Consider the following 24,834-nt stretch of genomic DNA (forward strand, 5'->3'; position numbering starts at 1 on the left):
ATGGTGATTCATACACAGTTAAAGAAAACAAAAATGCCTTTCTGCAAAAGAGCAGAAAGGCATAATGATTTATGTCCTTTCTCTCATCTGCCAAAACCTAAGTTTTGTGTGAATTGGCACCAATTTCAACATTAGAAATATTGACGGTTGCCGGGCTTCATAGGGCACATCCCTCCACCTCTCTTGATAAGAGCAAAACGGTCTATAAAGTTTTCAAACTAATTCTTTATCATATTAACACTTTAAACAAGTTTAGTAGTCTTATTCACGAGGGATATCGTATCACGTTAATAATAGGGTGTCAACGTATTATTTAATAATATTCAGACTAGAAATTACTGGATGTCATAATTTATACTAGTCTGTTATTCGCTGATATAAATTTTGATTTTAGGCATTTGCCGTTAATGAATTTACTCCTGTTGCCGCTTCGATTGCCTGTTCCAAATCCTCTATTAGGTCTTCAACATTTTCAATTCCGATAGATAAACGAATTAAATCTTCAGGAACGCCAGCTGCCTTCAAGCCTTCAGAATCTAATTGCTGATGGGTGGTACTAGCAGGATGAATGATTAGACTTTTAGCATCCCCAACATTGGCAACATGAGCCCATAACTGCAAGCTATTTATTAGTTTAGCCCCTGCTTCTCTACCACCAGCTATACCAAAGACCACAACTGAACCTGCGCCTTTTGATAAATATTTATCTGCCAATTCTTTATCAGGATGCTTTTCATGACCAGGGTAAAGAATCCAATTTACAGCTGGGTGAGCTTCTAAATACTCAACAACACGTTTAGTGTTAGCTATATGTTCCTTCATCCTTACATGCAGTGTCTCTAATCCTAATGTAAACTGGAATGCATTCTGTGCACTTAGTGAAGGTCCTAAATCTCTTAGTAATTGAACTCGAGCCTTAACTATGTACGCTAAACTTCCTAATGCCTCGCTATATACAAGGTTGTTATAGCTAGGGTCTGGTTGCGTAAATCCAGGGAATTTAGGTGAGTTCCAATCGAAGTTCCCTCCGTCTACTATAATTCCCCCAAGTGTTGTTCCATTGCCTAATAACCACTTTGTAGCTGAATGGATGACAATATCGGCACCATGTTCAATCGGCCTACATAAGTATGGTGTAGCAAAAGTATTATCGACGATTAAAGGTACTCCAGCCTCGTGAGCCACTTTTGCCACATTTTCAATATCTAGTACACGTAAACTTGGATTTCCAATCGTCTCAGCAAACACAGCCTTTGTTTTTTCAGTAATCGCTGCCTTAAAATCTTCTGGATCAGTTGAATCCACTAAGTTTACTTTAATTCCGTACTTTGGGAGGGTAACTGTAAATAGATTGTAAGTTCCTCCATAAAGATTTGAAGATGCTACAATCTCATCTCCAGCTTCAGCTAAGTTTAATATGGCTGTTGTAATTGCTGCCATACCACTCGACACAGCTAGTGCACCCACACCGCCCTCAAGTAAACTTACTCTTTCCTCGAATACGGTTACTGTTGGGTTGTGAATTCTAGAGTAAATATATCCAGATTCTTTTAATCCGAAAAGGTTAGCAGCATGCTCTGTATTTTGAAATTGATAAGCATTGTTTTGATAGATTGGTACCGCACGAGCACCAGTAATAGGATCTGCCGATAACCCACCGTGCACTCCTAAAGTTTCTAAACGATAGTTCTTTTTTTGTTCTGTCATTTCTCTCTCTCCTTTTTTGGGGCATTTATTTTAAGCCCGTTTTAACAAAATTCGTTTACTGGGAGGGTTAAATGATAAAAGCCCCTCTTCATAAGAAGAGGGGCGAATATACGTCTCTCCTTATCTCCCAGAGTATTCTTACTCTGCTGGAATTAGCACCGTGTTAATAACCGGTTGCCGGGCTTCGTAGGGCCAGTCCCTCCGCCTCTCTTGATAAGAAACTATTTAGTTTGTAGTTTGAATATTTAGTGATTTAAAGTGATAATAGCACGATGAATTAAGCTCAGTCAACAACTAAATTATAATTTTCTGAAACAAATTTCAAGAAACTTGCAAATAAGGTTTTGATAGAATAAACAGTGTTTCAAGATAAAGTATCGTCCTAAAATTAGCTTCTACTTCTAAAACACCCTCTTTTTTCCCGTCTCTTAGTCTTAATTTCCCAGTAATTAATGAGTAAATTGAGTGTTTATCTCCTAATATGGTTGCGATTATATCTGTATTTGATATGGAATCTAACTTAATTTGTCCATCCTCTATTATTAAGTAAATTACATCTTCTTGGTTGCTAATCTTAGTGGATATGTTAACCCCTTTTAAAAAGGTACTGATATGCCCTCTTGTATTTACTTCCGAAACTAGAGTATGTAAAACATCCAACAAAATGACAACCTCCCAAAAATAGAAATACCTTTGTATCTGTTTTTTAGTTAGAATCGTAATTTTCACAGACAAGCTCTTTACATATATTCCTTATAGAACACCCTCACTCCTCTAAGTTTTGTTCGACAATTTCAATACTTACCTTCCTTAATTCGACCATGAAATTTACCGACATGCTGGCTTAAATCCTAATTTTGATTATTTCCTTACGGTGCTCGTTTACTATAACCTATGTCATAGACGTGGGTAGAGCTATTCTATAGAGGGATTTTTACAAAATGAAACAAAGAAAGACAATGCTCTCTAAAAAGTAGCATTGTCTTTCATTTCCCGAGAAATATGTCATTTTGTAGTTAATTACACAGCCTTCACTGTCGAAGGTGTGGCACCTTTCTTATTAATTCCTTTGAAAACGGCAAAGAAATATAATGAGCCTATTAAATATAAGAATGCGGTAATGGAGAAGACGAGTGCATATCCCCAATACTGACCGTACATTATAACAATGCCTGTAGAAACAGGACCCATGAAAGCCCAACCGAGATTGAAAACCATTTGATTTACAGAGTTAGCTAATCCCTTCATCGAATCATCCACTTTTGACATCATTAAACTCATCTGAATAGGATTTCCTGCATTCATTAATGCTTGACGAAATAAGAATCCAATTGCAGCTAACCAAAGATTTTCTGTATAAGCGGTTAAAAGTAAAAATGGCAAACTCATTAACTGTAAGAATACCACTGCCTTTACTTCTCCAAGCTTTCTAACAACCATTGGTCCGATAATCATCGCTACCGCTGTTGCCGATTGACCTAAGGAAATAATCATACCAATTACCGAATTTGAAGCTGAAAAACGATCAGCAAAATATAAATTCAGATATGGAATGACCAGTCCAGCCCCAATCCCAATGAAGAGCTGAGCAACAGCAAATAATAGAATAATTTTGAAACTATCACTATTGTTTTTAATCTTTTTAATTAAAGGTTCATTTTGTATGTTAATTTGTTGTTGATTTCGAGTTTCTTTAAATTTTAATATCGGAAAGAGCCCACCTAAAAAGAAAAAAACTCCAACTACTAATGTAAGTCGAATACTAATTAATTCAGTAAAATAGAGGGAAAATATATCGGTCATCACTCCACCGCCAAAGTTCCCGATGACATTGGCTCCTGTCATTACTGCAAAATGAATACTAAATAAATGTACTCGTTGTTCCGGTTTTGAATTCTCCGCAAGCCACGGAATAGATGAAACCTGAAGAAACGCTGACGTTATTCCTGTTAAAAAAGCAAACGTTATTAAGAGACTTTCAAACTCTACTAAACTTCTAAATAATAGTAAAAAAGCTGTAGCTCCTGCCCCAAAAAACATAGCTTTTTTCCGGCCAATCTTATCACTAAGTAATCCAGCTGGTATTAGTATTAGAGCCGTTGCTAACGATGTCATAGAAATGACCTTACCATTTACTTGTTCTGTAAATCCTAATTCTCTAATGTAGAAATTATAAATAACCATGAAAATTCCAAAACCAATCTGGATAAAAATCGTGGCCATTATTGATAATCGGATATTCTTATTATAATTTTTTATCTGAGCTGACCATTCGTTAAAAAACGCCATATTCATTTCGCCCCTTAGATATTTCGCATCCCTAAATATAATACCCCTTTGAAATTAGTATGTAAATCCTTTTCAAGGAAGTATTTTGAAATTTTAGTAAGAGGCTAATTGAAATAAAAAATTTGCTGATGTTTTCAACGGATTTTCTTTTATGACAGGTTAAAACATTCCTATAAATAATAAAAAACAGACTCCTCAAGAGCCTGTCAGTTGCTTAATTTTTTCAAATAAAAATGGGACAGATTGAACCGCATAAATCTTTTCTCTTATTTGCTTATTCTTTACGATTACTAAACAAGGTACACTTTCAACAGACCAGCTCTCGGCTAACTCTGGTATATAGTTCAGATCTGTCTTTCCCCATCTAATTTGAGGAAATAGTTTCGAGGTGATATCAATCATCTTACCTGCTACTTGACATGTTCCACATAGTGGGGTGTATAAGTAGAGTATAAAAAAATGTTCTGTTTCTAAATAGGTCATTATCTCTTTGTGTGACCACTCTTGCATGTAGTTTCATCCTTTATCTAAATACTGCGCGTAAACATCTATATTAGCACTTAATAAAACGGTTGCCAGATGATGCTCAGGGGAACTAGCAACTTCTCTATACATCTTATCGATATATAAATGCTCAGCCTCAGGGAATTCCCTTTTGAACTGCTTTCTTAGCTTTTCTCCTGCTTCATCCGCATCCACCAATATATAAACATCTTTTCCATATAATGAATCAATCATATCATCTAGCTTAGATATACCCATTGTACCGTTCGTACAAATGATTTCTACTTCTTCTTTTACAATATTTTTAACTTTCCTCTTATCTGATGTACCCTCAACAATAATTACTTTTTCCGCCTGCGAATCATTCATTTTGATCACCTATGAACGAGTTGTAGTTTACCTTACTTTATTCACTATTCGAGCTAATGGTGTTCAATTCCTACCCCATTTCTAGCATTTAATATAATTATCATATCAATTAAAGGCTTTCTTTAAGATGTTTGAAGTTGAATCGTACAATTTTTAGGAAAAAGCCAAGTAAAAAATAAACAGCGGAAAGATGACCGCTGTTTATTTAACACCAGCCACCCTGATCACAGTCTGTATACTTAGCCTCTGGTTGATCAGTCGTGGTAACGTTTTGATATATACTTTTTCCGCTTCCTTCAAAGTGGTGTTCAAGTTCCAGCATACATCCTTCTGGTAATGTCATTTTACCGATTCGCTCATTTTCTAAATAAAGTTCCAATTCTCCATTCTTTAATTTACCTACCACTCTATCTGTCACATCTATTTTTTGCTGTTTTAATGTCATTGTATGGTTCCCCTTTCAACCCTATATTTATCAGACCTTTGTCGAAATAAGTAAGCTATATCATCTAGTTTACCCACGTTTTCTATTCAAAATATAGTAATTAAAGGTATTCAACATCTTACTACACAAAAAGAGCGCCAAAAGTAGGCGCTCTCAATAGTCATTAGTCTTCTTTAATCATTTCTTCATATTGTTCTGAAGTCATTAACTCTTCAACTTCAGAAGGGTTGCTTAATTCTACAACGATCATCCAAGCTTTTTCATATGGAGATTCGTTAACGAACTCAGGGCTATCATTTAAGTCTTCGTTTACTTCTACAACTTTACCACTTATAGGAGCATAAAGTTCAGATACCGTTTTAACAGACTCAACGCTACCAAATGGCTCGTTTACTGTTACTTCATCCCCAACTTCAGGTAGTTCAACGAAAACGATATCGCCTAACTCTGATTGAGCAAAATCTGTAATTCCGATTCGAACTTTCTCTCCTTCAACTTTTACCCATTCATGTTCTTCTGAATAACGTAATTCTTTTGGTGTATTCATTGTTATCCCTCCATTTTTTCTTAAAAGACTCAATATATGATCGTAAAAATACAATCTCCTTATTTACACATGACAAAAGAAAAGCTTAAACCTTATGTAAGCCATGTATTTTTATATTCCTCTTCTTTAAAACCTACCGTTAGTTTTTGTCCATCTGTTAGTAATGGACGCTTAATGAGCATTCCATCTGAAGCTAAAATATTTAATAATTCATCTTCAGAAGCTGAATTAACCTTGTCCTTTAAACCTAACTCACGGTACTTCTGACCACTCGTATTAAAGAACTTCTTTAATGGCAATTCACTCTGCTTATAAAGCTTTTCTAACTCCTGTTTTGAAGGAGGATTTTCCACGATATGTACTGCATCATACGAAACGTTATGTTCGTCTAGCCATTTTTTAGCATTGCGACATGTACCACACTTTGGATACCAATAAAATGTAAGCATACTTCCACCATCCTATGTTAGCATATCCTTTTTTGTATAAAATTTGCAGATGAACTGAATAATGCATGATACAAAGATAGTAACATATCCCAAGGCAATTTCATAACTATCAGCACGATATTATGATTCGACTTTTTTTGCAAAATTCCTTCATGAACAAAAATATTTTTTAATTTTTTATAGGAGATTAAATGTTTAAAGCCCCCTATAAAGGGAGCTTCTAACACATTCTTATAGTACAAAGCGCTCAGCTTCAATTAATTTCTCTGAAGCTTCACGTTTTTTAGCAATTACATTGATTGGTGTATGACGAGTAAATTTACGTAGAGCAGAAATCATCATACGAAGAGTATCTCCAGTCTCTGTTCCAACAAGTGTTTCTTTAGCATGTTGTTCGATTTCATTAAAAGCTTCTTGACAGAAAATTTGAGTGTACAGTAGCTTTTGCTTGCTCTTTTCAAGACCGTCTTTAGCGATAGCTTTTTCAGTACGAAGAACCGCTGATTCCATTGCATACGCGTTAGACACGATGTCAGCTATGTTCACAAGGATTTCTTGCTCTTTCTCTAATGCTTTACCGAATTTTTGCGCTGCAAGACCTGCTGCTAGTAATCCGATTTTCTTCGCATTTTTCACTAAATACTTTTCTTGTGCTAAAGGCTCTTCACCTGGCTCTTCAGGCATTAACATCATTAATTCTTCTTGTAAAGCCATCGCTTTTTGGAATAGTGGAAGCTCGCCTTTGAATGCTTTACGTAGGTAAGTTCCTGGAACTAATAAACGGTTAATTTCGTTTGTTCCTTCGAAGATTCTGTTGATACGAGAATCACGGTATACTCTCTCGATTTCATATTCAGTCATGAAACCATAACCACCATGTAACTGAACGCCTTCGTCAGCCACATAATCAAGTACTTCAGTAGCAAAGAATTTATTTAATGAGCACTCAATTGCATACTCAGCAATAGATGCTGCAACCGCTTTACCGTCTTTTACTTCTTCATCCGATAATTTGCTCATACGCTCTTCAAAAAGACCAACTGTACGGTATACAGAGCTTTCAGCAGCATAGATTTTTGAAGCCATAGTAGAAAGCTTTTCTTTCGTTAAGTTAAATCCAGAAAGAGGCGTTTTGAATTGTTGACGTTGGTTTGTATATTTAGCTGTAATTTCAAATGCAGCTTTTGATCCACCAACTGCTCCTACTCCTAATTTGTAACGGCCAATATTTAAGATATTGAATGCAATAATATGACCTTTACCATATTCACCTAATAGGTTTTCTTTTGGCACTAATGCATCTTCTAAAATTAATGTACGAGTTGATGAGCTCTTAATACCCATTTTTTTCTCTTCTGGACCTACTGACACTCCAGAGAATTCTCTTTCAACGATGAAAGCTGAGAAGTGTTCCCCATCGATTTTTGCATATACTACGAATACATCAGCGAAACCAGCATTAGTGATCCATTGCTTTTCACCGTTTAATACGTAGTGAGTTCCTTCAGCATTTAATTTAGCTGTAGTTCTAGCACCTAAAGCATCAGAACCAGAACCTGGCTCAGTTAAAGCATAAGCAGCTAATTTTTCACCTGTAGCTAAAGCAGGTAAATATTTTTGTTTTTGCTCTTCGTTTCCGAATAATACGATTGGTAAAGAACCGATACCAACGTGTGCACCGTGAGAGATAGAGAATCCACCTGCACGAGCCATTTTTTCAGCGATAAGAGCTGAACTGATTTTATCTAAAGAAAGTCCGCCGTATTCTTCAGGAACATCTGCACCTAAAAGACCTAGTTCACCAGCTTGCTTTAAAAGCTTTACTGAGCGATCAAACTCATGGTTTTCTAAATGTTCTACTTGTGGAAGAACTTCGTTTGTTACATAGTCTTCTGTTGTTTTAGCAATCATTTTTTGCTCATCTGTATAATCTTCCGGTGTAAACACGCGGTCATAAGAAACATCTTCAATTAAAAAGCTTCCACCTTTAATTAGGTTTTCAGTTTGGTTTGACATTTTCATATTCCTCCAGTCTATTGGTTGGGAGAGCCGTACAAGCCCTCCCTAGTTATTTTATTAAGGCAATTCATCGTAGAGAACTAAGTTTTATAGTAATTCGAATACTCCAGCAGCACCCATACCGCCACCGATACACATTGTAACGACACCGAACTGCTGATTACGACGCTTCATTTCGTGTAAAAGTGTTAGAGTAAGTTTTGCTCCTGTACATCCAAGTGGATGACCTAAAGCAATAGCTCCACCGTTCACGTTTACCTTTTCTTCGTCGATACCTAATTCACGAATTACTTGGATTGATTGAGAAGCAAATGCCTCATTTAGTTCAAATAATCCGATATCAGAAAGTTCTAGGCCAGCCATTTTTAATGCTTTTGGAATCGCTACTACTGGACCGATTCCCATGATTTCAGGTGGGACTCCACCAACTGCGAATGATCTGAATTTTGCCATTGGCTGTAATCCTAAAGAGTCAGCTTTTTCACGGTCCATTACCATAACAGCTGCTGCTCCATCACTTGTTTGTGAAGAGTTACCAGCTGTTACAGTTCCAGTTACCGAGAATGCTGGACGAAGTTTTCCTAGAGTTTCAACTGTAGAACCAGCACGAACACCTTCATCTTGACTAAATTGGAATGATCTTTCTACTAATTTGTTGTCTTTTCCTACTGAACGTAGAGTGACATCAACAGGAACGATCTCATCAACAAATTTACCTTCTTGGATTGCTCTTGCTGCTTTTAGATGGCTTCGTACTGCAAATGCATCTTGGTCTTCACGTGAAATTCCGTACTTTTTCGCCACTTCTTCCGCGGTATGACCCATACCCATATAATATTGTGGTGCAGTTTCAGCTAGCTTAGCGTTAGGACGAACCACATGGCCCATCATCGGTACTAAGCTCATAGATTCTGCTCCACCAGCGATGATGGTATCAGAATGACCAATCATAATTTTCTCAGCTGCATAAGCGATTGATTGTAAACCTGAAGAACAATAACGGTTGATTGTAATGGCAGGTACTGAATCTGGTAATCCAGCTAACGCTCCGATGTTTCTAGCCATATTTAATCCTTGCTCTGCTTCTGGCATCGCACAACCAATGATTAAATCATCGATATTTCCCTCATAATTACCCGCTCTTTTTAATGTTTCTTTTACAACTAAAGCCCCTAAATCATCGGGACGCACATTTGCAAGTGATCCTTTTTTTGATTTACCAACAGGGGTACGCGCTCCTGCTACTATTACCGCTTCTCTCATCTTGTTCCCTCTCTTTCCTTGTATGTTAGAGAATAGGCTCTTTTCGTAACTTTTAAGGATTAGTGTATAACACTCTATTAAAGTATTAGAAAAGAGCTACCATGTATTGATTTATATTAGTTTCTAAGTGGTTTTCCTTTTAATAGCATGTGTTGCATACGTTGTTGTGTTTTTGGTTCTGCAACTAAACTTAAGAATGCTTCTCTTTCTAGGTCTAGTAAGTATTGTTCGTCAACTTCTGTTCCAAACGGTACCTTTCCTCCCGCAATGACATATGCTAGCTTTTTAGCAATTTTCAAGTCATGCTCAGAAATGTAACCAGAGTAAAGCATTGTTTGTGCACCTAATAATAGAGTTGCGTAACCTGTTTCACCGACAACAGGGATTTTCTTACGTACCGGCGGCTTATAGCCTTTTTCAAATAGAGATAATACAGCTTGTTTTGCATCATATAATTGGTGATCACCATTCACGCTCACACCGTCTGCTTTATTTAAGAAGTTATTATCACGAGCTTCATCACCAGAAGTGGATACTTTCGCCATTGCAACGGATTCGAACACTTTATTCGCTACGTTTTGAAGATCGAATTGTACTCCATTTGGTAAGCTGTCTAAGTGCTTAATGTATAATTCTTTATTACCGCCTCCACCAGGGATTAAGCCAACACCTACTTCAACTAGACCCATATAAGTTTCCATTGAAGCTTGGATATGAGCAGCCGGTAAACATACCTCTGCACCGCCACCTAGTGTCATGCCGAATGGTGCTGCAACAACTGGTTTAGAGCTGTATTTAATTTTCATCATCGCTTGTTGGAAGTGGCGAACAACCATATCTAATTCATAGATATTATCGTCTTGAGCTTCCATTAAGATCATTCCAAGGTTAGCTCCAACACAGAAGTTCTTACCTTGGTTCCCGATCACGAGGCCTTTAAAGTTCTTTTCAACTTCATCTACTGCAAAGTTAATCATTTGAAGGATGTCTAGACCGATCGCATTGCTATGAGAGTGGAATTCTAGTAATGCTACTCCGTCTCCAAGGTCTATTAAACTAGCACCACTATTTTTCTTAATAACACCTTTTTGCTTTTTCAGCTTTTTAAGGTTAATTACTTTAGAATTTTCTTCTACTAATTTATATTCACCATTTTGATAAAAGAATAGGTTACCTTCCTCTTCTTTATAGAAAGTAGTGAAACCATTTCCTAACATTTCTTTAATCCACGCTGGAACCGTTAATCCGTCCTCTTCCATCTTCTGAACTGATTTTTCTAAGCCAAGAGAATCCCATGCTTCAAAAGGTCCTTGCTCCCAACCGAAGCCCCATTTCATAGCACGGTCAATCGCTACGATATCATCAGCAATCGTTCCTAGTAGGTCGGCAGAATACACTAAAACTGGGCTAAAAATACTCCATAATAGTTGGCCCGCACGGTCATTTGCATAAACAAGCGCTTTCATTTTGTTTGCTAAGCCTTTTTCTTGCTTGCTTAATTCAGTTGAAGCTGTTTTTAATTTCTTGCGTGGACCATATTCTAATGTAGCTGGGTCTAGTTCTAAAATCTCTTTTCCTTTTTTGAGGAAGAATCCTTGACCTGACTTACTTCCTAACCAGCCTTTGTTTAACATTTCTTGCATGAATGCAGGTACTTCGAATACTTCTTTTTCTGCCCCATCTACTTGGTCATACACATTTTTTGCAACGTGTGCGAATGTATCTAGTCCAACTACATCTAATGTTCTGAACGTAGCTGATTTCGGTCTTCCAATTAGTGGTCCAGTAATAGAGTCAACTTCTCCAACGCTATACTCGCCTTTTAACATTTCGCGAACCGTTACTAACAAACCATATGTCCCGATTCTGTTAGCAATGAAGTTTGGTGTATCTTTCGCTTCAACGACACCTTTACCAAGTACATCTTCTCCAAATTGCTTCATAAATGCGAACACTTCAGGAGATGTATGTTTCGTTGGAATTACTTCTAATAATTTTAAGTAACGTGGTGGGTTAAAGAAGTGTGTTCCTAAGAAATGCTTTTGGAAATCTTCAGAACGTCCTTCCGCCATTGCCTCTACAGAAATTCCAGATGTATTAGAACTTACGATACTTCCTGGTTTACGGTATTGGTCAACTTTAGAGAAAACTTGTTGTTTAATTGCCAAATTTTCAACTACTACTTCAATAATCCAATCTACGTCTTTTAAACGCTCCATATCATCATCAAAGTTTCCAGCTTCAATAAGTGCCAAATTCTTTTTCGAAGTAAGTGGAGCTGGTTTTTGTTTTAATAATTTTTGTACTGCCTCTGAGCTAATACGATTACGAACCTGTTTATCTTCAAGGGTAAGCCCTTTTCCTTTTTCAACTTCTGTTAATTCACGAGGTACGATATCCAGCAATAATGTTGGTATTCCGATATTTGCTAAGTGAGCTGCAATTCCAGAGCCCATTACACCCGAACCTAGTACAGCTGCTTTTTTAATTTGTTGGATCAACTTTTTCTCCCCCTTGACATTTTGAATGAACCCTCATTCATTTTTTTGTCAAAAAAATATTTGCTCTGAATGAGTCTTGTTATTATTAATATAAAATATTTTAAAAATTTACGCAATATATAGAAGCGGATTAATGAAAATTTTTTGAAAATTATTTTTGAACTAGTGATTTATACTTTGAATTTGGATTTGAGTCCTAGCTCATGATTTAGTTCCAATTGGGCACCTTATTCATGAGTATTGTTAGGAGGTGAATGTAATGGGTAAAATGAAGAAAAATCCTTCAAAAGCTGGTGTTAGTGCTGCAAGCGTACAAGGAGATGCTGGTCCAACAGTTGAAAGAGATGGCGGCGGAAAAAGAAACAGCCAGAATAACCAATATAAAAGGTAAATAGATTAGAAAAGCGGAAGCGTCACGGTTAGCGACGTATGGACTGGAGCGCCTCGACTGAGATAAAGGAAACACGAAGAGCGTGAGCGATTCGATGTTGACTTATCGTAGGGAGAGGAGCGAAGTACACTAGTCGCTGGGCGCTGGAGCTAGACAGTACTCTAACTTTAGAAAACTTATACTTACTTATCTAATGAAGAAAGCACCCTTTTTTGGGGGTGCTTTCTGTTTTACTTGTGTTTTGTATGACAGTTTTGGCCACGAAAATCTATATATCCGCGGAATTTTTGATTTATCCGCGATAATCCAAATATATCCGCGCTTTTTTGACTTTATCCGCGAAAATATCAATATATCCGCGTTTATTTCATTATATCCGCGAAACGCAACTTTTTAGTCCAGACTTGTTGCTACACTCCTTTCTTACTTCTTAAACATACCTTTTAAAACAAACGCAACGTTAGCCGGACGTTCAGCTAGACGGCGCATGAAGTATCCGTACCAGTCTGTTCCATAAGGTACATAAACACGCATTTTGTAGCCTTCTTTTACTAGCTCTAACTGTCTTTCCGTACGGATTCCGTATAACATTTGGAATTCGAATTGGTCGTTTGGAATGTTATTTTCTTTTACGAATTGTTTAGTATATTCGATCATTGCTTCGTCATGTGAAGCAACAGCCGTGTAGTTTCCGTTTAACATGTGCATTGCGATAATCTTCTTGAAGTTTTCATCCACATCTTTCTTTTCCGGAAAAGCCACTTCAGGAGATTCCTTATATGCACCTTTTACTAAACGAAGGTTTGGATGATACTCATTTAAATCTTTCATATCTTGTTCCGTACGGTATAGGTAAGCTTGGATTACCGTTCCAACATTATCATATTCCGATCTTAGTTGTTTAAAGATATCAATCGATTTTTGGCAACGAGAGAAATCCTCCATATCAATCGTAACAAAAACATTATTCTTTTTCGCAGCTTCTAGAATTCTGCGCATGTTTCTCATAACAACTTCATCAGAAATATCTAATCCCATAGATGTCATTTTTAACGAAAGCTGAGAATTAAGTTTTTCGCGTCCGATTGCTTCAATAGCAATGATGGAGTTATCAGCCATTTCATTGGCTTCATGCTCGTTATCAACAAACTCACCTAAATAATCGATTGTAACAGCTAAACCTTTACGATTTAAGTCTTTAATTACTTTAACTGCTAAATCGATTGTTTCTCCAGCTACAAAGCGAGATGCTCCAAAACGAAGGCCATACTTTTTAGCTAGTTTTGTTAGCGCTTTATTTTTTGATAAAAAGAGAAAGAAATCTCTCATCAATTGTTCCATGTTGTTTTTCCCCCTAGTATGACTAAATGATTGATCCGTATCTATATAAAAAATAACGTGTATGATGCAATGATATCACTTATCTTTCTATCAAAATATCACTGCAAAATGGTTATGAGTGTCTATTAAATTGCCAAAATAATTTTAACATCTTTCGATAATTTTGAATATAGATTTAAGTGAAAATTATCGATATTTGTCGTGTTTTGCTCGAATACTTCCCTTCTCGTCGTGGAAGGCTAATTCCGACTACACCAATATTTAGGAGGGGTAAAATGCAGCAACAAAATATGAACATGAACCAAAATATGGCGAACCAGCAAAATATCATGTCTCAGCCACCGAAAGTAATATCAACAAAAGACTCCATTTACTTAACAGACATGCTTTCATGGAACTTGCTAGCTATGAAAAAGGCACACTTCTATGCACAACACTGCCAAGATATGAATTTAAAAAGTGAATTCGAAAAGTGCGGTCAAATGCACCAAAGACATTACGAGCAAATCCTTTCCCATTTAGACCAACAAAACCAACCATTCATGCAACAATAAGAAAGGACTGATACAGATGAACCAGAATCAAATGCCAAACCAGGGTCAAAGCCAAGGGCAGCAAAAAATTCAAAATCCTGAATCACCTATTGCAAAAAATCCACAAATGAATGATCGTGATTTTACAAATGACCTACTAGCAATGGAAAAATACATGACAGATGCTTATTGTACATACCTCAATGAGGCTAGCCATCAATCACTGTATCAGGATGTATTGAATATTTTTAATGAAACACAAAATGCACAAAGAAACTTTTATGATTTAATGTTCAAAAATGGTTGGTATAGTATTGAGCCAGCAGAACAACAAAAATTACAACAATCCTACCAGCAATTCCAAGGCTACTCTACACAATTTCCATACAGTTTAAATAACTTGCAGTAAGCATAATGTATCTATTTTTCTCAATATACCTCTATCAATTATTTGAAAACAGCCTTACAAAAAGCCGCTCCTACTATAGTGTAGAAACGGCTTTTATTAACTTTGTTTTTGTTGTCGATGTTGATCATTTAGTTGCTTAATCTCACCTATAATTTTCATCATCTCTTCTTTTCCATCCGGGTGCAACTCATTCCAATGTTTCACTAGTGGTGGCATCGACTTACTGATATACGTATATAGTGCCCAAACCTTAATTTTTTCAACTAATTCTTGATCTGCCTCTCCAACCAGTAGTTCCGTATACTTGTTAAGGAGCGCATCAAACTGCTCTTGAAATGTAGACAAAGTAACACCCCCTTTTGTAACTCTTTATTTCTTCCGATTACATGTCTGAGGACAAATTTTACAACGCTCAGATGTCTCTGTAATTTGATAAAAGAAACAGCAGGTTGTTCTTACACGTACGACTTCATCCAAATGCTCAACATATCTTTTCTCATGATAATGTCTTTTAATTGGGTTTTCATGAAACTTTCCAAAGAGAGAACCTGGTGCCTCTTGAACTAGAAAATGTAAGTCTTCCTTCGCTCGTTTTCTTACATCTTCATTTTCGTGCTCAGCAAGAACAGTTTCATATAACCAAAAAATATATATGGCGATGTTTTCCCATAAAATTAATTTTGATTGTTTTGTCACTTTGGTTATTTCGCTAATAACTGGAGAAATGACATTGCTAAAAAAGGATTGAATGCCTTCCCTTCTCCATTCTTCCCTATCTTGACCTGATAACTCCACCGTTAAATCGGAAAAATAAAAAGTAGGTAACCAAATTTTATCTTCATCATTAGTTTGAAGATAAATTTTTTCAAGAGAAGTATTGAACCTTTTATTAAATGCCGTCATTGAATATAAGTAAATAGCTGTAAGAAAAGCATACCTTTTCGAAAACATGGATGCTGTTACTTTCACATTAGGAGATCCAATATGTTTGGTAACGTCCTGAATAAAAGTGAATAGAGTATCATTATCCAATAACTGATCTAATCTTATAGATAATGGCAAATTCGATTGTTCATGTTCGGAGATAAATCGATAATTACTCAGCTCTTCAATTTCATTTTTTAAAAGTTGATTACCCATTGGCTACTCCAACCTCTTTTAAAATGCATCTCCCTTTTCCATATGGAATACATAAAGGAGTTCCAAATAGCGGATCAATCGTTACTTCACAATCCATACCAAATACATTTTTAACTAGATTACAGTTGATAACATGCTCTGGTTTTCCTTGTGCAAAAATTTGCTTATCCTTTATGGCTACAATGTTGTGAGCATAGCGACAAGCTAAGTTTAAATCATGAAGGACCATAACAATCGTTCGGTTTTCTTTTTCATTAAGTTCAAATAAAAGATCTAGTATCTCAATTTGATGTGTCATATCTAAATAAGTGGTAGGTTCATCAAGTAGAACTAGGTCGGTGTCTTGGGCTAAAGTCATAGCAATCCATGCCCTCTGCCTTTGACCACCTGAAAGGGAATCAACAGGACGCTCTTTCAAGTCTTCAATTCCGGTAGCCTTTAAAGCTGCATTTACTTTTTCCTCATCTTCTTGCGTCCATTGTTTAAACCAATTTTGATAAGGGTATCTTCCTTGCTTAACCAGCTGCATAACCGTTAATCCTTCAGGTGCAATAGGAGATTGAGGAAGGATCGCCATTTGCTTTGCCACATCTTTTGTAGACATTTTTGCAATGGCCTTTCCTTCTAACAATACTGCCCCAGACTTAGGTTTTAATAAACGAGCAATCGAGCGAAGAAGGGTGGATTTCCCGCAGCCATTCCCTCCGATAAAAACAGTAATTTCACCTTTAGGGATTTTCACATCTAGCTCATTGATAATAATAGAATCTCCGTAAGACAAAGTTAGACTCTTTGTTTCAATAGCCTGTGCCATTTTATCCGCTCCTTTTAAGGGTTTAGACTTTCTTGGGTAAAGCTTTCCTAATAATTTCTTGAAAGCTATCTATAATAAAACAAACTCATGAATTTCGTGTCTTAAATAATAAATAGATAAAATAAGGTGCACCTATGCCTGCTGTAAAAACACCAGCTGGAATTTCTAGAGGTGAGAATAGTGTTCTTCCAATCAAATCTGCGACCATTACAAGGATAGCTCCAATAAGAGCTGACACTGGAAGTAATGCTCCAAAGGCAGAACCGACTAGTCTTCTTGCCATATGAGGCGCCATTAATCCTACAAACCCAATCCCCCCAGCAAAAGCTACGGAACAACCAACAAGAGCCGTGCTGATCATCAAAAGTATAAATCTTTGACGTTGTACTCTGCCGCCAACACCTGTTGCGATTTCGTCACCTAGTTCTTGAACATTTAACTTACGAGCCATTATGATTGCTACTATAATAAGAATAACAATCCAAGGAACGGCAATGCCCACATTTGCCCAAGTTGAGCCATGAACGGTACCTGTTATCCATATGTTGGCTTGGCTCGCTTTATAAATGGGAGCTAGCATTAACATCATAGTCGTTAATGCTTGCATAAGCGCTGAGATTCCAATTCCTATTAAGACAAGCCTTATAGGAGAAACCCCATTCTTCCATGCTAAAAAATAAACAAGTAATGCTATGAATCCTGCCCCCATAAAGGCTGATAAAGGTAACCAGCTAATACTTAGAGGTTCCGCAGTAAACGTACCGTTAAAGGCTAAAAAGGCTACAACCGCTACAGAAGCTCCCCCCGTCATTCCAAGAATATCCGGTGATGCTAATGGATTACGTATAATCCCTTGCAAGATTCCTCCAGCAACTGCAAGCCCCATCCCCACCATTAATGCCACAATGATTCTAGGGAGTCGAAACGATTTAACGACAAGCTGCTCCATTTCTGTTCCTCCGCCAAAAAACACAGACAAAACAGTAAGTGGGCTTATCTTCATCTCTCCTAAACCAGTGCTTAAGACAAACACGGCAGCCGAGATGACAAGTAAAAGGACAAAAACCTTTATAGCCCTTTTATCTATAAGAAAAGAGACTTTATCTTTATACATTCGAAAACTTTTATAATGGCTCATCGTCCGTTAAACCCCTTTCTCGCTATATAAATAAAGAATGGAGTTCCAATAATGGCTGTCATTACACCAACAGGTACTTCCTGAGGCATAATAATGTAACGGGCCATGATATCTGCTGCTAACAAAAGGATTCCTCCCAAGATACCTGCGTAAGGGATAACCCAACGATGATCAATCCCTACTATAGAACGAGTAATATGCGGAATAACAATCCCAATAAATCCAATTGGACCTGCTATCGCAACAGCTCCACCAGATAAGAGAATAACAAAAAGTGCAACAGCAATTTTTAAAAAGCCAGTATTCAACCCTAATCCTTTTGCCACGTCTTCTCCCATTGAGAGCACATTCATCTTGGAAGCAATTAAAATAGAACCTATCCAACCTACTATTAAATAAGGAAGCACTGATATCAATATCTCAAGCTTTCTTCCTTGGACAGAACCTGCTAACCAAAATAATACTTGGTCTAATGCTGCTTCGTTAATAACGAGAAAACCTTGTGTAAAGGAAGCAAACATGGCTGACATGGCTGCTCCAGCCAATGTTAATTTCATAGGAGTTAATCCTTCTCTACCAAGGGAACCAATGACATAAACACCTATTGCAGCCACTGCTGCTCCTAAAAAGGCAATCCAAGCAAATGCTTGTAAATTCGATATTTGAAATAGAGAAACTGAAATAACGACTGCAAAACCGGCTCCTGCATTGACACCGAAAATCCCTGGTGAAGCTAACGGGTTTTTTGTAAGTGTTTGCATCAATGTTCCAGCGATGGCCAAACTACTCCCCACTGCTGCAGCAATTAACGCTCTAGGTAAGCGGACCGTTTCAAGAACGAGATGTTCATTCGATCCATTGTTACTTTGAAATGCATCCCACGCCATTTTCCAAGTTGTATCTGTATACCCATACACAATGCTCGCGCCTATTAAAAAGATTAATAATAATATAGATACAAAGAGGCCTAGAAATCGTTGGCTATCTGTCTTCAATAACATACAAAAATCCTTCCAACTTCATAATATTTAACAAGTATTTCATCTGATTTCCTTAACGTCTAAATCTTAAAGTTCTACTACCATTAGATTTAGACGTTAAGGAAATCAAAGTTTTTAGCAAAAAAATTTACATTTTAAGTCTATAAAACGAAACAAATACTGTCAATGAGTTTGAAAATCATTTTCATTAATGAACTCTTCTTCTTTGTCACAAATTTGTCACTGCGTATGAAAATCAATCTCAATTAGGTGTTGACAATTGAATCATTCCATTTTATGATTAGGTTGTCATTGAAAATGATTATCATTTACATACCTTTAGGAGGACATTATGAAAGCAAGAACATTAAAAACTTTATTCACGGTTTTATCATTAATGACCGTATTCATTTTAGCTGCATGTGGCGGAGCAAAAGACACTGGCAGTGAAAAGAAAGAGGATACTAATACTAAAACAGAAGATACAAGTTATACGGTAGAACACGCGATGGGATCTACTACACTAGAAAAGACTCCTGAGAAAGTAGTTATTTTAACAAACGAAGGAACAGAAGCCCTTCTTGCTTTAGGAGTTACACCTGTAGGAGCGGTTCAATCTTGGACTCCAAATGGAGATACTTGGTACCAACATATTGCTGAAGATATGAAAGATGTTCAAGTAGTTGGGTTTGAAACAGCTGAGCAAGTTAACTTAGAAGCAATTGCCGCTTTAAAACCAGATTTAATTATTGGAAACAAAATGCGTCAAGAAGCAATTTACGAGCAATTAAGTGCGATTGCACCAACTGTATTTGCTGACACATTACGTGGTAACTGGAAAATTAATTTCGAGCTTTATGCGCAAGCTTTAAATAAAGTAGAAAAAGGTCAAGAAATTATGAAAGCATACGATGATCGTATCGCTTCTCTAAAAACTGAACTTGGCGACAAATTATCTCAAAAAGTTTCTATCGTACGATTCTTAGCTGCAGAAGTACGTATTTATCAAAAAGACTCTTTCTCTGGTGTAATCTTAGACCAACTTGGATTTGCTAGACCAGAAAGTCAAGATGTAAATGAATTCGCTATTAAAGGTGTTACTAAAGAACAAATTCCTTTAATGGATGGAGACATCATGTTCTACTTCACTTATGAAACAGGCGATGGAAAAGCATCTGATGTTGAAAAAGATTGGATTGAAGACCCTATCTTCAAAAACCTAGAAGTAGCTAAAAAAGGTGCTGTTCATAAAATTGATGATGTAATCTGGAATACAGCTGGTGGAGTAAAAGCTGCTAACTTAATGTTAGATGACATCGAAAAGTATTTCTTAAAATAGTTTATTCCTTAACATTGTATATAGAGCGCTCCCTTTATTCCCCCTCTTTATAAATGGAGCATTCCTCAACCCCTTTTAAAAAGAACTCGCGGTACGGCGAGTTCTTTTTTTTCTTAATAGCCGTTGTTGAAATTTGTCGAAAAAACGATATATTGAAAAATCCAATGATATATGGTGCAAAATCGATGATATATTTTTAAATTCGATGATATCCTGAACAGAATCGATGATATAAGTTTAAAACCTATATCATTCCTGAACAAAATCAATGTTTTTTTATAAAAACTGATAGATCACTGAACAGAATAGAGTAATTTTGCTTTTTTTCACTCTAATTTAAGATAATTTTTATAATAACTACCAATTTATTTAAGTACCTCCCCCCAAACAACAAAAAGAGCGAAGGATTTAAATCCCTCACTCATCTTCTCCGAACATATATTTCTTATAATGATATCTAATGGAAAATATCAAACTAATCGCTAGCATACTCCCCATTAAGGAGCTACCACCATAGCTGATAAATGGTAGTGGAATACCTGTAATCGGGAGTAATCCGATTGTCATTCCTATGTTTTGAAACACATGGAATGTAATCATACTAATAACTCCTACACAAATATAGGTGTAAAAATCATTTTTCGTTTCCATACCGACCTTTGTAATATGATAGATCAATAAGAAGAATAAACTAATCAAAATACTAGAACCTAGAAAGCCGAACTCTTCACCTACTACACTAAAGATAAAATCGGTATGACTTTCAGGTAGATAGACTTCCCTAGTTCCAATTCCCTTACCGGTTGTTTCACCTGAACCAATAGCCAATAGTGATCGGGTGAGCTGGAAACCAGTAGAACTTTGATAATTATACGGATCTAACCAAGAATAAATACGCCCAAATTGGTATTCTTTCACTCCAAGGTATTTCACTAGAATATGTGGTTTCCATAACACAAAGTAAAAGATGATAGAAACCAATGAAACGCCTACTCCAAAAATTGGAGCAAGTATTTTCCACGTTACCCCTGAGATAAAAATCATCCCGATCATAATCGCAATAAATACAAGGCTCGTCCCTAAGTCTGGCTGTTGCATAACGAGAAATAAAGGAACTGCCGTAACGATTCCTATTTTAATGAGTAACCATAAATCGGTTTGGATGGTCTTGATTAAATGCTTTTGATGATGATCAACAATAACTCTTGCTAAAGCTAAAATTAGGAACACTTTTACTAATTCGGATGGCTGGATAGACCCCATTCCAGGCACCTTAAACCAGCTTTTTGCACCGTTAATAACGGGGGCAATACTACTTGGCGCAACCATTAGAGCTGAAAGTAAAACAATCCCCAAGCCATATACATACCAAGAAAGCTTTTTTAATTGGTCTGAATCAAGGGTAATGACAGAAATAATAATGGCTATTCCAATCCCGTACCACACCATTTGCTTAAGCAAGAAGTTCTCAGTGTATTGTCCGGTTGTCTGTGCACTATAAATCGCGATACAACTCGAAAGAAATAGAAGAATTAATATAAATACAAGGTTGAAATCTATTTTAGATGTAGGATTATTCGTATTGGAAGTCATGTTTATTCTCCTTTGATGTGTAGGTCTTCTTCTACCTTGCTGAAGATGATATTTAATTAAATCAATTAAATATAACGACCTCTAGAGCAGCCTCTTGAATAAAACATTTTGAAGTTTCTTCAATACTCCATTATATTTTTTCTACGAACAAATCACAACTTTAGTTTAAGTGTTGGGTAATATTACAAAAGATTAACCACAACCTTTAAATACATCACACACCTTACCAGTATTATTAATCCCTCATCCCCTATTTATTAAAGTACTTACCCTTGATATCTTCTTTCATCCACTCTAAATTATTAGGGACCTGCGGAATGGAGTATCCAATGTATATAGGTGTCGTGACGAATCTAGGGACAATTCTTGCATAAATGGATTCTTTACGATGATAAAAGAATAAATTGTAGCTGTTACATTTAAAAGGAAACTGATTCAAGATATAGTGTGTAGCGATTTGTATATAGGAAGAAAATGATTCTATATCCTCTAAGCTTGTCATTTTTACGTTAAATTCATAAAATCCAATCTTCGGTTTAGTTGAAAGAGAAAAATTCGTTCCATTCTCTTCATCTATTGTTAATCCCTCAAAGTATGTTTCTGATATTTTGTCCATGTAATTAATGTCATTCAATCCGACAATTTGCATGTGAGGATGAGAAATGGAACCTCCTGATAATGGTCCATGATTTTTAAAGAAAATAACAGATTCAAATTCCTTGCTCTCTTCTATCCTCATCCAATGCTTTATTCCAAAGGAGATTAGTTTTACTAAATGCTCTTTAGAGTAAAGTGAAAGCTCCCCATGGCAATCATCGGTTTCAATGAGTACCGTTTGATAAGCATTTTCTAATACAGGAAATTTATTTTTCAATAATATGATGGAATCTTTGACGTCAATAATATCAGTTAAATCTTCTGTTGCACAAAAAGGACATTGAACTTCTTTATTCCGGATACTATTTGGTTTTTGTACCCCGATTGATGTATTAAATAATAGATGGCTATTCATATAGTCTCACACCCACTTTGACATGTTCTATTTTAATTGTATTGGATAATAAAGGGTTTTGCGAGTTTGATGTACTGGGAAATTATTAGAAATAACAAAGGGTGAGACACTACAGATGGTGTCTCACCCTTCTAAAAATTATGCTCGACTTCGACTAATGAATGTCAATTAACTCTTCTGAATGCTCATGTAAACCTTCATTATTAGTGGCGTGAATCACTACCTTGTATTGTCCCAGTTTGCTGAAAGTGTACTTCGTTACATATTGTCCTTCTTTTGAAAAAACTGTTTCCACCCATTCTGGAGTGTCTTCTTTTGGTTTATAAATTTCTAGTCTAACAACGGCATTATTGATTGGCTCGTCCTTTTTTCCAAGCTGCACCTTTAGCTCTGTTTCTTTATTTGCGTGAATATGCTCATCTTTTGATAAAGAAATTGTGACATCACCATGATGATGATGGGACGATTCTTCCGCTTCTTCGTGATCATGGCTCTCTTCTACAGGGTTTCCAATTTGGATATTTTCTTTTGGCATAGTGTGCATACTACGAGCCGTTACATGAGATTGAACGGTAAAGATTCCCTCTTTATCAAAGCTCTTAGTTACTGTGTATTTACCGTCTCCAACGGGCTTTGCTTCTATTAATTCACTTTCCTCTTTATGTCCTTCTTCCCAAATTTCAAACTTAACTTCATTTGCATCTTCAACAGCCTCAGCGTCTTGAGTAACTATTACACTAAAAGTAATCTCCTCATCAACTTTTCCTTCTTCAGGCACTTCTAACACTGCTTCAATCATGGCAGGTACTTCTTCACCAGCATTCTTTTTGTCCTCAGATTTACCACAAGCAGTTAAAGCAACTATAGTTAATAAAAATATGAATAGCTTTTTCATTATGTATATCCCTCTCTTTTTCTAATTTCACTCTTGTTAATATAAAGGTCAAATGTGTTAAAAGTATGAAATAATATAGAAATTTTTTATCTGTCTGTTTCTCCTACCTTTTTCTTTTTATAGCCAAATAGTAGATTAGTTAATCTATTTTTTAGCAAGAAAAAAAAGCATTGAAGACTATCCTCAATGCTACAAATATATATATAGGAGGTTGGGTTGTTAGAAAAACAAACTCATAACAAATTACATTTGTTGGCCTTACAGAATATCAATTTCTACTAATAGAGCTAACAATAGTTGGATCATTAATTGTAAAGATACAGCTACATCTGTATCAGTTGTTTCAACTCTAACTTGTCTAGAGTTTTCGATATAGATCTTTTGACGATTTACTTGTTGGATTTGAGTGTATTGAAGTAATTCTTGAGTTACCGCTTCAGCTTGGTCCCCATCAGCAATTGAAAGGTTGATTACTAACGCAATGGCAGCTTGAATAGCTGCTTGCAAGGAAGCTGCTACTTGAGTTTCAGTAGATGTTACTCTAACATCTAAGCTATTTCTAATTACGATATACTCAGAAGAACGTTGCTCAATATCATTTACTTGGTTTCCTTCTTGACGTACATCGTCATCCGTTGTAATTGGAAATACACTCTCAGGATCTAAAGCATCCCATCTCTTACCTCCTGTTGTACCTAGTACGTCACCTCTTGTGCCACAATGGCCTCTTCCACTTAACATAAAATCCTCTCCTTAATTATTATTTTCCTTCTTTTCTTTTCTTCACTACATCCCTTAACGTGGTGCGCGTTTTGTCTTCTACGTCTTCAACTTTGTCTTCTGCCTTTTCTTGGGTTTTCTGTACAAATTGATTTACTTGCTCTTCAAGCTCTTGAAATAAAGTTTTTAGCTTCTTTTTCTCGCTCGAGGAAAGTTTTTTAAACTTTACTCCTTTTTTGTTCACTAAGTCCTTTACTTGAAGGCCCACAAGTTCTTGTGATAATTGTTTTAATTTGTTATTCAAATTTTCCAACACATCTCACCCCCTTGGTGCTTTATACTAATTACATATGATGCTTACCCTAGTTAGTGAGGGCCTTTCCCCCGCTAACTTGAGAAAAGGCATTTGAATCAGTAGATTTGCCCTGTGCTAAGG

At 36.3% G+C, this 24,834-nt stretch carries 26 protein-coding genes and 2 riboswitches; of the genes, 4 read left to right on the top strand and 22 right to left on the bottom strand.

The genetic code is table 11. The features are described 5' to 3' along the window. Nucleotides 1-80: 80 nt before the first annotated feature. Nucleotides 81-193, bottom strand: a riboswitch (SAM riboswitch). A 197-nt stretch (nucleotides 194-390) separates the two neighbouring features. The 11 genes from SM124_RS10355 to SM124_RS10405 form a co-directional block, all read right to left on the bottom strand. Further along, nucleotides 391-1,707, bottom strand: coding sequence for an O-acetylhomoserine aminocarboxypropyltransferase/cysteine synthase family protein (locus SM124_RS10355; RefSeq protein WP_322446450.1), 1,317 nt, complete (start codon nucleotides 1,705-1,707; stop codon nucleotides 391-393). Between the two features lie 117 nt (nucleotides 1,708-1,824). Further along, nucleotides 1,825-1,927, bottom strand: a riboswitch (SAM riboswitch). 101 nt (nucleotides 1,928-2,028) lie between these two features. Further along, complete coding sequence (locus SM124_RS10360; protein ID WP_322446451.1) at nucleotides 2,029-2,370, bottom strand: hypothetical protein; 342 nt, start codon at nucleotides 2,368-2,370, stop codon at nucleotides 2,029-2,031. A 357-nt stretch (nucleotides 2,371-2,727) separates the two neighbouring features. Next, nucleotides 2,728-3,996: an MFS transporter gene (locus SM124_RS10365; RefSeq protein WP_322446452.1), complete on the bottom strand. Its 1,269-nt coding sequence runs from the start codon at nucleotides 3,994-3,996 to the stop codon at nucleotides 2,728-2,730. 195 nt (nucleotides 3,997-4,191) lie between these two features. Further along, nucleotides 4,192-4,506: a thioredoxin family protein gene (locus tag SM124_RS10370; RefSeq protein ID WP_322446453.1), complete on the bottom strand. Its 315-nt coding sequence runs from the start codon at nucleotides 4,504-4,506 to the stop codon at nucleotides 4,192-4,194. A 6-nt stretch (nucleotides 4,507-4,512) separates the two neighbouring features. Then, a complete protein-coding gene (locus tag SM124_RS10375; RefSeq protein ID WP_322446454.1) occupies nucleotides 4,513-4,869 on the bottom strand; it encodes a toprim domain-containing protein in 357 nt (118 codons plus the stop codon). Nucleotides 4,870-5,074: 205 nt separating this feature from the next. Then, nucleotides 5,075-5,314, bottom strand: a complete 240-nt coding sequence (locus tag SM124_RS10380; protein WP_322446455.1) for a YusG family protein — start codon at nucleotides 5,312-5,314, stop codon at nucleotides 5,075-5,077. Nucleotides 5,315-5,477: 163 nt separating this feature from the next. After that, nucleotides 5,478-5,861, bottom strand: coding sequence for a glycine cleavage system protein GcvH (gene gcvH / locus SM124_RS10385; RefSeq protein ID WP_322446456.1), 384 nt, complete (start codon nucleotides 5,859-5,861; stop codon nucleotides 5,478-5,480). 92 nt (nucleotides 5,862-5,953) lie between these two features. Then, nucleotides 5,954-6,310 (bottom strand): arsenate reductase family protein, encoded by a 357-nt coding sequence (locus tag SM124_RS10390; RefSeq protein ID WP_322446457.1) that lies wholly within the window; start codon nucleotides 6,308-6,310, stop codon nucleotides 5,954-5,956. 231 nt (nucleotides 6,311-6,541) lie between these two features. Next, a complete protein-coding gene (locus SM124_RS10395) occupies nucleotides 6,542-8,326 on the bottom strand; it encodes an acyl-CoA dehydrogenase FadE (protein WP_322446458.1) in 1,785 nt (594 codons plus the stop codon). Nucleotides 8,327-8,416: 90 nt separating this feature from the next. Continuing rightward, nucleotides 8,417-9,592 carry an acetyl-CoA C-acetyltransferase gene (locus SM124_RS10400; RefSeq protein WP_322446459.1) on the bottom strand — a complete coding sequence of 392 codons (1,176 nt, stop codon included), beginning with the start codon at nucleotides 9,590-9,592 and terminating at the stop codon, nucleotides 8,417-8,419. A gap of 116 nt (nucleotides 9,593-9,708) precedes the next feature. Further along, complete coding sequence (locus SM124_RS10405) at nucleotides 9,709-12,090, bottom strand: 3-hydroxyacyl-CoA dehydrogenase/enoyl-CoA hydratase family protein (protein WP_322446528.1); 2,382 nt, start codon at nucleotides 12,088-12,090, stop codon at nucleotides 9,709-9,711. Between the two features lie 262 nt (nucleotides 12,091-12,352). On the opposite strand from SM124_RS10405, the gene SM124_RS10410 reads away from it, so the two are divergent. Next, complete coding sequence (locus SM124_RS10410) at nucleotides 12,353-12,484, top strand: YuzL family protein (protein WP_322446460.1); 132 nt, start codon at nucleotides 12,353-12,355, stop codon at nucleotides 12,482-12,484. Nucleotides 12,485-12,907: 423 nt separating this feature from the next. On the opposite strand, the gene SM124_RS10415 is transcribed toward SM124_RS10410, so the two are convergent. Beyond that, the gene (locus SM124_RS10415) at nucleotides 12,908-13,825 is read right to left on the bottom strand and encodes a proline dehydrogenase family protein (RefSeq protein ID WP_322446461.1); all 918 of its coding nucleotides are present in this window, start codon (nucleotides 13,823-13,825) and stop codon (nucleotides 12,908-12,910) included. Between the two features lie 275 nt (nucleotides 13,826-14,100). Here SM124_RS10415 and SM124_RS10420 point away from each other — a divergent pair, with 275 nt between their 5' ends. Continuing rightward, nucleotides 14,101-14,379: a hypothetical protein gene (locus SM124_RS10420; RefSeq protein ID WP_322446462.1), complete on the top strand. Its 279-nt coding sequence runs from the start codon at nucleotides 14,101-14,103 to the stop codon at nucleotides 14,377-14,379. A gap of 16 nt (nucleotides 14,380-14,395) precedes the next feature. Continuing rightward, complete coding sequence (locus tag SM124_RS10425; RefSeq protein WP_322446463.1) at nucleotides 14,396-14,767, top strand: spore coat protein; 372 nt, start codon at nucleotides 14,396-14,398, stop codon at nucleotides 14,765-14,767. Nucleotides 14,768-14,863: 96 nt separating this feature from the next. Here SM124_RS10425 and SM124_RS10430 read toward each other — a convergent pair whose 3' ends face one another. The 5 genes from SM124_RS10430 to SM124_RS10450 all read right to left on the bottom strand — a co-directional run bounded on the left by SM124_RS10430 (nucleotide 14,864) and on the right by SM124_RS10450 (nucleotide 18,860). Next, a complete protein-coding gene (locus tag SM124_RS10430) occupies nucleotides 14,864-15,112 on the bottom strand; it encodes a YusU family protein (protein WP_322446464.1) in 249 nt (82 codons plus the stop codon). A gap of 24 nt (nucleotides 15,113-15,136) precedes the next feature. Next, nucleotides 15,137-15,907: an IucA/IucC family C-terminal-domain containing protein gene (locus tag SM124_RS10435; protein ID WP_322446465.1), complete on the bottom strand. Its 771-nt coding sequence runs from the start codon at nucleotides 15,905-15,907 to the stop codon at nucleotides 15,137-15,139. Next, complete coding sequence (locus tag SM124_RS10440; protein ID WP_322446466.1) at nucleotides 15,900-16,721, bottom strand: ABC transporter ATP-binding protein; 822 nt, start codon at nucleotides 16,719-16,721, stop codon at nucleotides 15,900-15,902. The genes SM124_RS10435 and SM124_RS10440 overlap by 8 nt, the downstream gene beginning before the upstream one ends. Nucleotides 16,722-16,806: 85 nt before the next feature. Continuing rightward, a complete protein-coding gene (locus tag SM124_RS10445) occupies nucleotides 16,807-17,859 on the bottom strand; it encodes a FecCD family ABC transporter permease (protein ID WP_322446467.1) in 1,053 nt (350 codons plus the stop codon). Further along, the gene (locus SM124_RS10450; protein ID WP_322446468.1) at nucleotides 17,856-18,860 is read right to left on the bottom strand and encodes a FecCD family ABC transporter permease; all 1,005 of its coding nucleotides are present in this window, start codon (nucleotides 18,858-18,860) and stop codon (nucleotides 17,856-17,858) included. The genes SM124_RS10445 and SM124_RS10450 overlap by 4 nt, the downstream gene beginning before the upstream one ends. 331 nt (nucleotides 18,861-19,191) lie before the next feature. Between SM124_RS10450 and SM124_RS10455 the strand changes: the two genes are divergently transcribed. Further along, nucleotides 19,192-20,178: an ABC transporter substrate-binding protein gene (locus SM124_RS10455; protein WP_322446469.1), complete on the top strand. Its 987-nt coding sequence runs from the start codon at nucleotides 19,192-19,194 to the stop codon at nucleotides 20,176-20,178. A gap of 417 nt (nucleotides 20,179-20,595) precedes the next feature. On the opposite strand, the gene rodA is transcribed toward SM124_RS10455, so the two are convergent. The 5 genes from rodA to SM124_RS10480 all read right to left on the bottom strand — a co-directional run bounded on the left by rodA (nucleotide 20,596) and on the right by SM124_RS10480 (nucleotide 24,711). Then, complete coding sequence (gene rodA / locus SM124_RS10460; RefSeq protein ID WP_322446470.1) at nucleotides 20,596-21,771, bottom strand: rod shape-determining protein RodA; 1,176 nt, start codon at nucleotides 21,769-21,771, stop codon at nucleotides 20,596-20,598. 250 nt (nucleotides 21,772-22,021) lie between these two features. Further along, nucleotides 22,022-22,783, bottom strand: a complete 762-nt coding sequence (locus tag SM124_RS10465; protein WP_322446471.1) for a DUF4931 domain-containing protein — start codon at nucleotides 22,781-22,783, stop codon at nucleotides 22,022-22,024. Nucleotides 22,784-22,937: 154 nt separating this feature from the next. Continuing rightward, nucleotides 22,938-23,678 carry a FixH family protein gene (locus tag SM124_RS10470; RefSeq protein ID WP_322446472.1) on the bottom strand — a complete coding sequence of 247 codons (741 nt, stop codon included), beginning with the start codon at nucleotides 23,676-23,678 and terminating at the stop codon, nucleotides 22,938-22,940. A 258-nt stretch (nucleotides 23,679-23,936) separates the two neighbouring features. Continuing rightward, entirely contained in the window at nucleotides 23,937-24,419 is a 483-nt protein-coding gene (locus SM124_RS10475; protein WP_322446473.1) for a spore coat protein, read from the bottom strand. A gap of 19 nt (nucleotides 24,420-24,438) precedes the next feature. After that, nucleotides 24,439-24,711 (bottom strand): hypothetical protein, encoded by a 273-nt coding sequence (locus tag SM124_RS10480; RefSeq protein WP_322446474.1) that lies wholly within the window; start codon nucleotides 24,709-24,711, stop codon nucleotides 24,439-24,441. Nucleotides 24,712-24,834: the final 123 nt, after the last annotated feature.

Origin of the sequence: Robertmurraya mangrovi (assembly GCF_034427655.1) — a bacterium.
GTDB classification, from domain to species: domain Bacteria; phylum Bacillota; class Bacilli; order Bacillales; family Cytobacillaceae; genus Robertmurraya_A; species Robertmurraya_A mangrovi.